General features: G+C 61.6%; 12 protein-coding genes. 11 read left to right on the plus strand and 1 reads right to left on the minus strand.

Annotated elements, in window-relative coordinates; translation table 11 throughout:
- Positions 1–1146: 1146 nt before the first annotated feature.
- Positions 1147–1425, minus strand: a complete 279-nt coding sequence (locus tag AB3X95_RS36170) for a hypothetical protein (protein ID WP_368623773.1) — start codon at positions 1423–1425, stop codon at positions 1147–1149.
- Between the two features lie 241 nt (positions 1426–1666).
- Here AB3X95_RS36170 and AB3X95_RS36175 point away from each other — a divergent pair, with 241 nt between their 5' ends.
- From AB3X95_RS36175 to folD, 11 genes are all read left to right on the plus strand, one after another.
- Entirely contained in the window at positions 1667–2311 is a 645-nt protein-coding gene (locus AB3X95_RS36175; protein WP_176368157.1) for an XRE family transcriptional regulator, read from the plus strand.
- A gap of 490 nt (positions 2312–2801) precedes the next feature.
- Positions 2802–3653, plus strand: a complete 852-nt coding sequence (gene purU / locus AB3X95_RS36180) for a formyltetrahydrofolate deformylase (RefSeq protein WP_176368222.1) — start codon at positions 2802–2804, stop codon at positions 3651–3653.
- Positions 3654–3781: 128 nt separating this feature from the next.
- The gene (locus tag AB3X95_RS36185; protein WP_254906077.1) at positions 3782–4969 is read left to right on the plus strand and encodes an FAD-dependent oxidoreductase; all 1188 of its coding nucleotides are present in this window, start codon (positions 3782–3784) and stop codon (positions 4967–4969) included.
- A 14-nt stretch (positions 4970–4983) separates the two neighbouring features.
- Positions 4984–5241, plus strand: coding sequence for a sarcosine oxidase subunit delta (locus AB3X95_RS36190; RefSeq protein ID WP_176110953.1), 258 nt, complete (start codon positions 4984–4986; stop codon positions 5239–5241).
- The gene (locus AB3X95_RS36195; protein ID WP_184226722.1) at positions 5242–8205 is read left to right on the plus strand and encodes a glycine cleavage T C-terminal barrel domain-containing protein; all 2964 of its coding nucleotides are present in this window, start codon (positions 5242–5244) and stop codon (positions 8203–8205) included. It begins immediately after the preceding gene.
- A complete protein-coding gene (locus AB3X95_RS36200) occupies positions 8202–8876 on the plus strand; it encodes a hypothetical protein (protein ID WP_368623774.1) in 675 nt (224 codons plus the stop codon). Before AB3X95_RS36195 ends, AB3X95_RS36200 begins: the two co-directional genes overlap by 4 nt.
- 81 nt (positions 8877–8957) lie before the next feature.
- The gene (glnT, locus tag AB3X95_RS36205) at positions 8958–10286 is read left to right on the plus strand and encodes a type III glutamate--ammonia ligase (RefSeq protein WP_176368159.1); all 1329 of its coding nucleotides are present in this window, start codon (positions 8958–8960) and stop codon (positions 10284–10286) included.
- Between the two features lie 50 nt (positions 10287–10336).
- Complete coding sequence (locus tag AB3X95_RS36210; RefSeq protein ID WP_176368160.1) at positions 10337–11245, plus strand: amidophosphoribosyltransferase; 909 nt, start codon at positions 10337–10339, stop codon at positions 11243–11245.
- On the plus strand, positions 11233–11931 hold the full coding sequence (locus AB3X95_RS36215) for a protein glxC (protein WP_176125245.1): 699 nt from the start codon (positions 11233–11235) through the stop codon (positions 11929–11931). The genes AB3X95_RS36210 and AB3X95_RS36215 overlap by 13 nt, the downstream gene beginning before the upstream one ends.
- Positions 11932–11946: 15 nt before the next feature.
- Complete coding sequence (locus AB3X95_RS36220; RefSeq protein ID WP_368623775.1) at positions 11947–13314, plus strand: FMN-binding glutamate synthase family protein; 1368 nt, start codon at positions 11947–11949, stop codon at positions 13312–13314.
- Positions 13311–14210, plus strand: a complete 900-nt coding sequence (folD, locus tag AB3X95_RS36225) for a bifunctional methylenetetrahydrofolate dehydrogenase/methenyltetrahydrofolate cyclohydrolase FolD (protein WP_176125243.1) — start codon at positions 13311–13313, stop codon at positions 14208–14210. The genes AB3X95_RS36220 and folD overlap by 4 nt, the downstream gene beginning before the upstream one ends.
- Positions 14211–14269 lie beyond the last annotated feature (59 nt).

Consider the following 14269-nt stretch of genomic DNA (forward strand, 5'->3'; position numbering starts at 1 on the left):
GAAGCTCCGGGCGCATCGGCGCGCCCCGCGGTTTCCTCCATCGAGGCTTATTCGACGCCTGCCAACCCGCGCAGAGGCGCCATCACATCCCTGTGGCCGATGGCAGGCATCGAATAACCCTTAACGACAGTACGCATTCGTTGAACTCGGTAGCGGCCGTTCGTAGCCCCGTCTCGGCGAACGGCCGGTGAGCGCCCGTAAGCACGCATGTCGGCGTCGACACACGAGCGTCAGCATTGGCCGATCAGCCGCCGGCCGACTTAGTAATTAGGAAGCGGTGACGTGACGGTATGGCCCCCAAGTCCTCTGGAGATGCGAGGCTTACACAATCTTTTTTAATCAGACGGCGCTGATTTTCCGATGCGGTCCACGTGAAGATGTTGAGCGCCGGGAGGGATTATCGGTATCGCTGACAGTATCGACGGACGCGTGCGACGCAAGTGAGGCCGGCGTTGGGTTCGCGGCAGATGGTTGTGAATCGAGTGGGAATTCACGCCTAGGCACGCAAGTGCAAGACCGGAAGCGCTGCGCTCGCTCTTTTTGCTCTGTCGTGGCTATCGATTCTGCTGTATGGGTAGGATAATGGGTAGGCGGCGGCTTGGGAAAGCGGGAGTCCAACCTGGCGCGGCTTTCCGGGCGGTTGTTGGACCCTGCTGCCTTCCGCCCGGCATGCTTTCCGGGCATTCCGGCATGTTGTTGTGTGGAGTTCATCAATTGTTGTCGTTTACGACGATAATTCGTTGGTTTTGCATTGCCCCGAATTCTCTTCAGAGACAAATCTCGAGTATCCTCATCAAGGTCAACGCTTGATACGTCTGCTAGTCTCAACGCCACCATGTGGAACTTGCTAAATTCAAAAATGTGGTTTCTTTTTCCGGTACGCTTTGCCAGCCGCGCCGCAACCTTATTTCCCGTTGGCTCTATCTTCTCTTTGCGTAGTTCTTGGAAGGACTGGCCAGTAGTCTTTGAAGCGAGCTTCTTCGCGTTCTATTTTTTCCCTATGCCTCAGAAACGCTCTTCTTTTGAGAGAAGCTTGAAGCAGGGGACGAGGGTACGTAGCGGAAGCAATGTTCGCAGCGTGACATCCAGGACACTTGGTGATAGTAAAACTGTGCAGATTCGTGCATAAAATAGACTGAAATCTATCTAATGTTTTTTATCTGGAGAGTCCACTTCCACCATCACAGCAGGAATGATCACAGGGCTTTCTTGTATTAGATAGTAGTATTTCGTGAGAATTTCTCTTAATTGTTTTCTGCCGAAAGATGATTTCTCCACTCCTGTCGGGCCGACAACCACAATAATGGCAAGGCCCGCGTCTTCTTCCATGAGCTCTTGCACTTCGGCGAGGACTGAGTTTAGGTTTCTATGCGCAATCACGAGAGTTTTCAGATACAAATGTTTGTCGCGAGGAGAACCCGCCATTGCCACTGCCTGCTCTCTGGTATCTACTGAAGGACATGGAGCCCAAGGAGTTGTGCCTTAGCCTTCAGAAAGCGCTGCAGGGCACGTCCGTGCTCAGCGAAGCGGTGACGGGCAAGCTGTTTGACGCTTTATCCGCCAGACAGCCTCCTTCCTTCGCCAGCCGCTGGTACTATGCGAGTGCGGGCCGTTACGCATGGGTCTCCGCATCCGGTTGTCGATAAGTTACGTGTAGAGCCGAGCGATGAAAAGCGAAAAAGATTCCGAGTTGTTTGCCAGTGAGTCTGATGAGACTGGCGACGGGAGGTCGATCGAGGCATTCCTTGGGAAGGTCGTCAAGGAGCACCGGACGAATCAGGGACTGACGATTGCCGACCTCGCGGAGCAAAGCGGTCTGTCGCGCAGCATGGTGTCGAAGATCGAGAACGGGCAGGTGTCGACCAGCCTGGACTCTATCGTGAGCCTTGCGCGCGCACTGGGCATATCGATTTCCGCGCTATTCAAGAACTTCGAGCATCGCCAGGGGAATGCGCAGCACGTGAAGTCGGGTACTGGAATGGAGGTAGTGCGGCGCGGTACCACCAAAGGGCACACGTATCATCTGCTCGCCTATGACCAGGGGCCCGTCAAGCTGTTCGAACCGTTCCTCATCACGCTGGACGACGAAGCCGAAGTATTTCCGACTTTCGAACACCCTGGCACCGAGTTCATCTATATGCTGCAGGGAAAAATGGAATATCGCCATGGTAATCGCAGTTATCTGCTGCAGCCCGGCGACGCACTGACCTTTCAAGGGTCGGTTGCGCATGGCCCCGAACGACTAATCAAATTGCCCATCCGCTTCATTACCGTCATCATGTACGGGCACTCGCCCGACGTGAGTGAATAGCATTTCACCTGCGTTCTGGCATCACGACCTTCCACAAACTGGCGCGCTGGCGGGACAACTGCCTTTCGCGCGCTACGGCATCAACTAGCGCACGGTCGAACTGACAGCGATTGAGCGCTGCGTCGACCGAGTGCACATCGACAAGTTCGACGCCTCGCGCAAATCCGCACCTGATGGTCGGGGGTGCGCATTCATCCCGCTCTTCGCATTCACGCTGTTTAAAAGGCAAGCTTTCGACCGATAGGTGTCGCGAGCATAGATGCACCTCGGACTCCGGATGGGGATTGCAGAGCATTTTTGGGGTAAACGGGAGCGATTTTCTGGGCGGTGGGATTACATGCATCGCGATACTCCCCGATGGGTAGAAAAGTCGTACGGGTGTTTCCTGACAAGAAAAAAAGTTGATTCACGTTGACGGTGGCATTTTATCTGGCTACTGTTGTGCTCAACGACTTCCCACTTCGGCTCGATGCGCACCATGTCCTCCACCATGCACCGCTTCACGCTTACCCTCTCGTGTCCCGACCGCATCGGGATCGTGTCTGCTGTAAGCACGTTCCTTGCCGAACATCACGCGTGGATCATCGAGGCCACTCATCACGCGGACGAGATCGAAAAGCGCTTTTTCATGCGTCATGAGATTGCCGCGGAGTCGCTGCCATTCGGCATCAACGCGTTTCGCGAGCGCTTTGCCAACATCGCTCGCGAGTATGCGATGGACTGGAAGATCTCCGACAACTCGGTCAAGAAGCGGGTAGTGATACTCGTATCGAAGCTCGAGCACTGTCTCTACGATCTGCTCGCGCGCTGGAAGGCGGGTGAGCTGGACATCGAGATTCCGTGCGTGATCTCGAATCACGAGACGTGGCGCAGCTTCGTCGAGTGGCACGGCATTCCGTTTCACTACGTGCCCGTTACCCCCGACACCAAGGCACAGGCGTACGACCAAGTCCAGCGCCTGTTCGACGATGCGCGCGCCGACACGATGGTGCTCGCGCGCTACATGCAGGTTCTGTCTCCGACCCTGTGCTCGGCCTATCCGGGGCGAATCATCAACATCCATCACTCGTTCCTGCCGAGCTTCGTGGGCGCCAAGCCTTATCACCAGGCATACGGGCGCGGCGTGAAGCTCACGGGTGCCACCTGTCACTACGTGACGGAAGAACTCGACCAGGGGCCGATCATCGAGCAGGACGTGATTCGCGTGCGTCATTCGGACCGGCCAGACGATCTCGTGAGGCTTGGCCGCGATATCGAAAAGGCCGTACTGGCGCGGGGCTTACGCTATCACCTCGAGGATCGTGTGCTGATCCACGGCAACAAGACCATCGTCCTGCGGTAGTTGCGCGGTCATCTTTGGTTTGTCCAGGTCGCAGAGCCGCCCCCTCGCGGGGGCAACACAAAGGAGTGTGTGTTATGCCATGGCGTCTTGTCCGCTTCGCTCTCTCGAAGAAACACCCCGAACCGAGGATGTTCACCAGACACGAGACGTTGCGTCGTTCATATGACGTGGTGATCATCGGCGCTGGAGGCCACGGTCTTGCGTCGGCGTACTACCTTGCGAAGGAGCACGGCATTACGAATGTGGCAGTGCTGGAAAAGGGGTATATCGGTGGAGGTAATACCGGGCGTAACACCACGATTATCCGCTCGAACTATCTGACGCCCGAAGGCGTGAAGTTCTATGACGAGTCCGTGAAACTTTGGCAGGACCTTTCTCAGGACTTCGACCTCAATCTGTTCTATTCGACGCGCGGCCACTACACACTTGCCCATACGGATTCTGCGATGCGCACGATGCGCTGGCGCGCGGAAGTCAACAAACACTACGGGGTGGATTCGGAAGTCGTCGGGCCGAACGAGATCAAGAAAGCCGCACCGATGATCGATATTTCATGCGGGGGTGTCGCGCCGATCATGGGGGCGCTGTATCACGCGCCAGGCGCCGTTGCACGGCATGATGCGGTGGCTTGGGGTTACGGGCGCGGGGCGGATCAGCGAGGCGTCGAGATTCATCAGCAAACCGAGGTGCTCGGCATCGACGTGGTGGGGGGCAAGGTCAAAGGGGTGAAGACCTCGCGCGGCTACATCTCGACGAACAAGGTGCTGTGCGCCGTCGCGGGCTCGACCCCTCGCATGACGGACATGGTAGGCGTGCGCACGCCCATCTTCATCCACCCGCTTCAGGCGATGGTGAGCGAGCCGCTCAAGCCCTGGCTCGATCCGATCCTCGTGTCCGGCAGCCTGCATGTCTACATCAGCCAGTCGGCACGCGGAGAACTCGTGATGGGTGCGTCGCTCGATCCGTACGAGCTGCATTCGACCCGCTCCACGCTGGATTTCGTGGAAGGCCTCACTGCTCACATGCTCGAAATGTTCCCGTTCCTGTCGCAGGCGAAGGTGATGCGGCAATGGGCGGGGATGGCCGACATGACGCCTGACTTTGCGCCCATCATGGGCAAGACTCCCGTAGAGGGCTTCTACCTCGATGCGGGATGGGGCACCTGGGGCTTCAAGGCCACGCCCGTATGCGGCAAGACGATGTCGTACACGGTGGCAAACGACACCAGCCACCCGCTGATCGAGGGTTTCTCGCTTGACCGGTTCCGCCGCTTCTCGCTGACGGGCGAAAAGGGTGCGGCATCCGTTGGCCACTGACCTGGAGAATGACGATGAAGATCATGACCTGTCCGGTGAATGGTGCGCGCCCGATGTCGGAGTTTACGTACTGGGGCGAAATACGGCCGATGCCAGACCCGCTGGTCGCGGACGATGCGCAATGGGCCGACTACGTGTTCTGCCGCAACGGCGCTGCGGGCGTGAAGCAGGAGTGGTGGTGCCACACCTCGAGCAACACGTGGTTCATTGCCGAGCGCGATACTGCGAAAGATCTCGTGCTGCGTACTTACCTTGCCGGCGCGGAGGCCTGAATGCGTCTCACACCTCATCGCGGCGAATGGATCACACGCAATACGCACATCGGCTTCTCGTACGAAGGCAAGCACTATAGCGGCCTTTCAGGCGATACGATCACGAGCGCACTGTGGGCATCCGGCGTGCACGTGCTCGGCCGCAGCTTCAAATACCACCGGCCGCGCGGCGTGCTTTCGCTCGCCAATCACGATGTCAACGTGATGCTTCAGGACGGCGCGAGATTGAATGTGCGCGCAGATGTGACGGCCCTGACGCAGGGCAACTGGCATTCGGTCAACACGTTCGGCGGCGTGGACGCGGATCGAGGGCGCGTCATTGGCAAGCTCGCCGCGTTCCTCCCCGTCGGCTTCTACTACAAGGCGTTCCACAGCAAGCGCTGGTTTCCGCGTTGGGAACGTATGTTTCGCGCGATGACGGGCCTTGGTACCGTCGACTTCAACGCGCCGCATATTCGCACACCGAAACGCTATGGCTTCTGTGACGTCCTCGTGATCGGCGCGGGTCCGTCGGGTCTTTCGGCGGCGCTCGCTGCGGCTCAACAGGGCGCCGACGTCGTCATCGTCGACGAGAACGCGCGCATCGGCGGCAGCGGCGGCTATCAACTGGGTGGCGACGAGAAGCGATTCGAGCGGACCCGTGAGCTGGAGACGGCGGCGCTTGGACACCCGCGCATCCGCGTAATGACGGAAACGCTCGCGGCGGCCTATTACGCCGACCTGTGGGTGCCTCTCGTGGAGCCGACGCGCATTACGAAGATGCGCGCGAAAGCGGTGATCGTCGCGAGCGGTGCCTTCGAGCAGCCGGCAGTATTTCGCAACAACGACCTGCCTGGTGTGATGCTGGCTTCGGCGGCGCAGCGGCTCGCGTATCGCTACAGCGTCGCGCCCGGGAAACGGGCCGTGGTGCTCACGGCCAACGCCGATGGCTATCGCGCGGCGCTGGACATGCTCGCTCGCGGCATCCCGGTCGCTGCGGTCGTGGACCTGCGCGCATCGCACAAATGCCAGGAGCTCGAACGCGTTCTGAGAGCGAAGGGTGTCGACGTGCTGATGTCGAGCTGTGTCGTCGAGGCCGTGCCGGACGCCAAGGGCAGCCAGTTGACGGGTGTACGCGTCGGCGCGTTTTCGGCGGAAGACGGTTTGCGCGCCTCGACGGTCGCGACGCGCCTGATCGAATGCGACACGTTGCTCATGAGCGTGGGCTGGGCGCCCGCGGCGAACCTTCTGTACCAGGCCAACACGAAGATGTGCTACGACCATGACGTCGAGCAGTTCGTGCCGGAGCAGTTGCCGCCCGGTGTCTTCGCGTGCGGCCGTGTCAATGGCGTCTATACGTTCGAGAGCAAGCTGCTGGACGGCGTCCGCGCCGGCATTCAGGCGGCGGCGCACAGCGGCCTCTGCGATGTGAAGACGGCGAGCGCGCCCCGGTCGCGTCTCGCGGAGCAGGAATCGCCTTCTCATCCCTGGCCGATCGTGGGCCATGATTCCGGCAAGAACTTCGTGGATTTCGACGAGGACCTGCAACTGAAGGACTTCGCGAATGCGGTTCAGGAGGGTTTCGACAACATCGAACTGTTGAAGCGCTTCTCGACAAACGGCATGGGGCCGAGCCAGGGCAAGCACTCGAACATGAACGGCCTGCGCATCCTTGCGCGGCTCACCGGCAAGAAGCCGCAGGAAGTCGGCACGACTACGGCGCGGCCGTTCTTCCATCCGGTACCGATGTCGCATCTCGCCGGCCGTGGTTTCAATCCCGAGCGGCGCACGCCGCTGCACGCGCAGCATCAGTCGCTCAATGCAGTCTGGATGGCGGCAGGGGTCTGGCAGCGGCCGGAGTACTACGCGGTCCCGGGCAAGGCGCGCGGGGCATGCATCGAGGAAGAGGCGCTCGCGGTGCGCAATGGCGTGGGCGTCATCGACGTGGGCACGCTCGGCAAGATCGAGGTGCGCGGGCCGCAGGCCGCCGAATTTCTGGAACGCGTGTACGTGTCGAAATACGCAGGCCTGAAGCCCGGCATGACGCGCTATGCGGTGATGTGCGACGAATCGGGTGTGGTGATCGACGACGGGGTGATCGCGCGTCTCGCGGATGATCACTTCTACTTCACGACGACGACCTCGGGCGCTGCCGCCATCTATCGTGAGCTGTCGCGGCTCAACACAATCTGGCAACTCGATTGCGGCATCGTCAACGTCACGGGCGCGTTTGCGGCGGTCAATCTCGCCGGCCCGGCGTCGCGTGCGGTGCTCGCCAGGCTCGTCGATCTGGATCTGTCGTCCGCCGCGTTTCCGTATCTCGGTGTGCGCGTGACGGGCATCGCGCTCGATCAGCATCGCGTGCCAGCACGGCTCATGCGGGTCGGCTTCGTCGGCGAATGGGGCTACGAAATCCACATTCCCGCCGAGTACGGCGCGGCGCTCTGGCGCACGCTTCTCGAAGCCGGCAAGGAACACGCCATTCGTGCATTCGGTGTCGAAGCTCAGCGTCTGTTGCGGCTGGAGAAGGGCCACGTGATCGTCAGCCAGGACACCGATGGTCTGACGACGCCGCGCGACGCGGGCATGGAATGGGCCGTGAAGATGGACAAGCCGTTCTTCGTCGGCAAGCGCAGCCTGCAGATCATCGACAGGGCGCCGGCCAAACAGCGTCTCGTCGGCTTTGCTCTGGACGCGGGTCAACGCGAAACCGGGCTGCGCGAGTGTCATCTCGTGATCGATCGCGGTGAGATTGCGGGGCGCGTGACGAGCGTCGCATGGAGCGCAACCCTGAAAAAGACGATTGGTCTCGCGTTCGTGCGGCCGGACCAGGCCGAGCCCGGCACGCGCATCAGCTTCCGTTTGACGGATGGCCGGATGGTTCCCGCAACGGTCGTTCCCACACCGTTCTACGACCCGGGGAACGAACGTCAGAAGGACAGCGTCACGACCGAAGCCGCTTCGCCGAAAAAGGAGACTGCATGAACGCGCCACTTCGAATGAGCCCGGTCAGCGATGCACGCAAGCCGGCGAGCCTGCAATGGAGCGTGCGCGACGACATGCGCATCGACTTGCAGATCGATGACGCAGACAGCGCACGGGCGCAGACGCTCGGGATTGCCGACGTCTCGTACCTTGCCCGCACCGGCTTCAAGGGCAACGGCGTGGCCGCCTGGCTGCAGGCGCAGGGCATTCCCGTGCCGGCGCAGCCCAATAGCTGGGCGCCGCTCGCTGCCGGTGGCGTGGTGTTGCGGCTGGGCCTCGCCGAGTATCTGATGGAAGACGGGCTCATTCAAGGCAGCTCGGCGCGGATGTCGCATCTCGACACGCCCGTGCACGTGTATCCCGTGCTGCATCAGGATGTCGCGCTCGTGCTGTGCGGCGAAGCGGTGCACGAGTTATTGCTGCAAACCTGCAATGTCAACTTCGGCGCGCTCGATCTGGCGGCCCGGCCAGTCGTGCTGACCTCGATGGCGGGAGTCGCCGTCACCGTCATGCCAGGCGCCCGGGCAGGCAAGCCTTACTACCGGATCTGGGCCGACGGAACGTACGGGCTGTATCTGTGGGAAACCTTCTCGGGCATCGCTGCCGAGCTTGGCGGCGGCCCGGTCGGGATCGCCGCGATTACGGATATCGATCAGTCGCCGCCCCGGTAGTGAGCACGTGGTCGACGCGGGCGCGAACACGGGCCAGCGTTCTCCGAAACCCCTGGACTTATTACGTTTGAGGACATTCACATGACCCCCGAATCCGCCCGCAAGTTTCTAGCAGAGAACGAGGTAAAGTACATCCTCGCCCAGTTCGTCGACATCCACGGAGTGGCGAAGACGAAGTCCGTGCCCGCCGCTCACCTGGACAGCATTCTGACGGCAGGCGCCGGTTTCGCAGGCTTCGCAGTATGGGGGCTCGGTATCGATCCGCAGGGGCCTGACTTCATGGCCGTCGGCGACATCGACACGTTGCAACTCGTGCCATGGCAGCCGGGCTACGCCCGCATCGTGTGCGATGGGCATGTCAAGCGCGAACCCTGGCCGTTCGAAAGCCGCGTGACCCTCAAGAGGCAGGTGCGGCGTCTCGAAGAACGGGGCTGGATTTTGAACACGGGCCTCGAGCCCGAGTTCTCCCTGCTGCGCAAGGGCCCCGACGGCGCGATCGTGCCGTGCGATCACACCGACGCGTTGCCCAAACCCTGCTATGACTACAAGGGGCTCTCGCGCTCGCGCGAGTTCCTCGAACGCCTGACGGATGCGCTCATCAAGGCAGGCATCGATGTCTATCAGATCGACCACGAAGACGCCAACGGCCAGTTCGAGATCAACTACACGTACACGGATTGCCTGAAGTCCTGCGATCACTACGTATTCTTCAAGATGGCGGCCGCGGAGATCGCCAACGAACTCGGCCTGATCTGTTCGTTCATGCCGAAGCCCTTCGCGAACCGGCCCGGCAACGGCATGCATATGCACATGTCGATTTCGGACGGAAAGAAAAACCTCTTCGCCGACGACCACGACGAGAACGGTCTTGGCCTTTCGAAGCTCGCGTATCACTGGACGGCGGGCATTCTCAAGCATGCCGCGGCGCTCACGGCGATCTGCGCCCCGACGGTCAATTCATACAAGCGTCTTGTCGTGGGCCGTTCCTTGACCGGCGCGACATGGGCACCCGCCTACGTGAGCTATGGCGACAACAATCGTTCGTCGATGGTGCGTATTCCGGGCGGCCGGATCGAACTGCGCCTGCCCGACGCCGCCTGCAACGCATATCTCGCGACTGCCGCCGTGATCGCGGCCGGGCTCGATGGCGTCGAGAACCGTCTGGAGCCAGGCAAGCCATGCAATGCCAATCTCTATGAAATGTCCCCGCAGGAACTCAATGAGCACGGCATCAGCATCCTGCCGCAGAACCTCTCGGCCGCGCTGCATGCACTGGAGCACGATGAAGTGATGCTCGAAGCGCTGGGACCGGCGGGCGGGGAATTCCTGCGTCTGAAGAACATGGAATGGATCGAGTACATGCGCCATGTGTCGGACTGGGAACAGAAGACGTACCTCGAATTTTTCTGACGAAAACCAGGACAGTTTGTCGATTTGAATGTGATCGCGAGGAGAAAACGATGTGCGGAATTGTGGGACTACTTGTTAAAAAGCCCGAGCTGCGGGGCCGGCTCGGAGAATTGATGGTGCCGATGTTGCTGGGCATGACGGAGCGGGGGCCCGATTCGGCAGGGTTGGCCGTGTTCACGGAGCCCACTGCGGATGGCGTGCGCAAGATCAGCCTCTACTCGGGCCTCACCGATGAGGGCGCCGACTTCAACTGGCAGGGGCTCGCGCATGAGTTGAACGAGCATCTCGGCGCGAAGGCATCGGTGCATGCGAAGGACAATCACGCGATCCTGAGCGTCGCCATCGATCCCGAGACGGTCAAGCACTGGATCCGCGAAACACATCCCCGGCTGCATGTGCTGTCGACCGGGCGCATGATCGACCTGTACAAGGACACGGGCACGCCCGGCATGGTCGCAGACCGCTACGCATTCAGCGGGCTGACGGGCACGCATCTGGTCGGCCATACGCGTATGGCGACGGAGTCCGCCGTGACGCCCGATCGGGCACACCCGTTCACGGCTGGCGAAGACTTTTGCCTCGTGCACAACGGCTCGCTGTCGAACCCCAACGGCGTGCGGCGCATGCTCGAACCGCATGGCATTCGCTTCGACACGGACAACGACACGGAAGCGGCATGCCGTTTTCTCGAATACCGGCTGCGTGAGGGCGACGATCTCGAAACCGCCTTGCAAAAGGGCTTCGAGCAGCTCGACGGTTTCTACACGTTCCTGATGGGCACGCCGGACAAGCTCGCACTGATCCGCGATCCGTTCGCGTGCAAGCCGGCCGTCGTGGCCGAGACGGACGACTTCGTCGCCATTGCTTCGGAGTTCCGCTCGCTTGCGCACCTTCCCGACATCAAGCACGCGCGTGTTTTCGAACCGGCCCCAGAGGAGATGTACGTATGGACAGTGTGAACTTCGACCTGGCGTCCGCCTCGGTGACGGACGTGAATGGCTTCCTGCATCGCGAGGCCGCGCAAGCGGGCACGCGCAAGGTGTTCATCTCCAATCCCGATGGTGCGCACAACATCGCCGTGGGACTCGATTTGCCCATCGAGGTGGAGATCGACGGCCACGCGGGCTACTACGCCGCCGGCATGAACAAGGAAGCGAAAGTGACGATCTCGGGCAGCGCCAGTACGGGTGTGGCCGAGAACATGATGAGCGGGCGCGTGCATGTGAAGGGCTTCGCCTCCAATGCGGCGGGTGCATCCGCGCACGGCGGTCTGCTCGTCATCGAAGGCGATGCAGGCCTGCGTTGCGGCATCTCGCTCAAAGGGGCGGACATCGTCGTGAAGGGATCGGTCGGAAGCTTTTCGGCGTTCATGGCGCAGGCCGGTCGGATCGTGATCTGCGGCGATGCGGGTGATGCGCTGGGCGACTCGTTGTACGAGGCGGTGATCTACGTGCGCGGCAAGGTCAAGTCGCTGGGTGCGGATGCGCGTGAAGAGCCGATGCAAGGCGCCGACGTGGAAGCCGTTGCACAGCTGTTGCGCGCGGCCGGCCCAGCATTCGCCGAGTTCGACCCCAAGGAATTCAGACGCGTAGCATCGGCTCGCTCGCTGTACCACTGGAATGCCGACGCGAATCAGGAATATTGAACCAGGGACCCCGCCATGGAAATCAAGCCCGTACACATGAAACACATCGCCACTGAAGAGTCCTGGGGCTTCGACCGCAAGACGATCGACTATATCCAGAACGCCGCGGCACACGGACTGTATGAGATCCGTGGCCTGGGGGCGAAGCGGCGCGTGCCGCACTTCGACGACCTGCTGTTTCTCGGAGCATCGCTGTCGCGCTATCCGCTGGAGGGATACCGCGAGAAGTGCGTGACGAAGACTGTGCTTGGCACACGCTTCGCCAAAAAGCCGATCGAACTCGCGATTCCCATCACGGTTGCGGGCATGAGTTTCGGTGCGCTGTCGGCCAATGTGAAGGAGTCGCTCGGCCGTGCGGCCACGGAGATGGGCACCTCGACGACGACCGGCGACGGCGGTATGACACAAGAAGAGCGGATGTCGTCGAAAACGCTTGTCTATCAGTGCCTGCCGTCGCGCTACGGCTTCAATCCCGACGACGTGCGCAAGGCGGACGCCATCGAGGTCGTGATCGGACAAGGCGCGAAGCCGGGTGGCGGCGGCATGCTGCTCGGCCAGAAGATCTCGCCGCGTGTCGCGAAGATGCGCACGCTGCCCGAGGGTATCGACCAGCGCTCGGCATCGCGCCATCCGGACTGGACGGGCCCCGACGATCTGCAGATCAAGATCCTCGAACTGCGCGAAATGACGGACTGGGAGAAGCCCATCTACGTGAAGGTTGGTGCGACGCGCACGTTCAATGACGTCAAGCTTGCGGTGCATGCCGGCGCGGACGTGATCGTCGTCGACGGCATGCAGGGCGGTACGGCTGCCACGCAAACCTGCTTCATCGAAAACGTCGGCATTCCGACGCTTGCTGCCCTGCGCCAAGCCGTCGACGCGCTCGAAGACCTCAACATGAAGGGGCAGGTGCAACTCATCATCTCCGGGGGCATCCGCAGCGGCGCCGACATTGCGAAGGCGCTGGCGATGGGCGCCGACGCCGTCGCGATCGGTCAGGGGGTGCTGGTGTCGCTCGGCTGCAATAGCGCTTCGTACGTCGAGGACGGCCACCATATCAACGCGCTCGACGACTATGCGCGACTCGGCACGGCGCCTGGTTTCTGCCACCATTGCCACACGGGCAAGTGTCCCGTGGGCATCACGACGCAGGACTCCATGTTGCAGGAGCGGCTGAAACCCGATGTCGGCGCGAAGCGCCTGAAGAACTATCTGAAGACGCTGAACATGGAGCTGACGACGATCGCGCGAGCATGCGGCAAGCAGAACGTGCACCACCTGGAGCTGGAGGACCTCGTGGCGCTCACGGTCGAAGCAGCAGCGATGGCCCGTGTGCCGCTTGCCGGGACCAACTGGATCCCCGGCGTGAACGGCGCACGATGACGGCGCAACTGATCGACGGCCGCCACCTCGCGCGACGTCTGCGCACGCGCTTTCGCGAGCGCGTGGCGGCCTTGTCCGTGCGAGGTGTCGTGCCCGGTCTCGCGGTGGTGCTGGTCGGCGACAACGCCGCGTCCGAGCTGTACGTGGCGAACAAGGTGAAGGCGTGCGCGGACTGCGGTGTACGCTCGTTCATGCATCGCTTTCACGCGGACTGCCGCGAGGCGGAACTGCTCGACCGGATTGCCGCCCTCAACGTCGAGCGCAGCACGCACGGCATTCTCGTGCAACTGCCGTTGCCGCCGCAGATCAACGTGCGGCGCGTGCTGGAAGGCATCGTGGTCGACAAGGACGTCGACGGTTTTCATCTGTACAACGTCGGCGCGCTGGTGGTGGGCGACTCGATCTTTCCGCCTTGCACGCCGTATGGGGTGCAGCTCCTGCTCGAGACGACGGGCATCGACGTGGCGGGGAAAAACGTCGTGGTAGTCGGCGCGAGCAATATCGTCGGCAAGCCGATGGCGCTGATGTTGCTGCAGAAGGAAGCGACGGTCACCGTTTGCCACGTGAAGACGCGGGACCTCGCACAGCACACGATACACGCCGATATTCTCGTCGTCGCGGCGGGCAAGCCCGGGCTCATCAAGGCCGAAATGGTCAAGGAGGGTGCGATCGTCATCGACGTCGGGATCAACCGGATGCAGGACGGGCGCATCGTCGGCGATGTGGACTTCGAGCCCGTGCGCGAGCGGGCGGCATGGATCACGCCGGTGCCGGGCGGCGTGGGTCCGATGACGGTCACGATGCTGATCGAGAACACGCTGCGCTCCGCCGAACGGTTTGCGGACGGCCAGGCGTTTCACCCGCCGCAGCCGTTCTGGCAGGTGCCGGCAAGTTAGGCGGCAGAGTATTCTCCTTCATCCAGTGTGTTTCGGGCGCCCTGCGGACGCCCTTTTTG

The sequence above is a fragment of the Paraburkholderia sp. BR13444 genome (genome assembly GCF_040948755.1).
Classification (GTDB): Bacteria; Pseudomonadota; Gammaproteobacteria; order Burkholderiales; family Burkholderiaceae; genus Paraburkholderia; species Paraburkholderia youngii.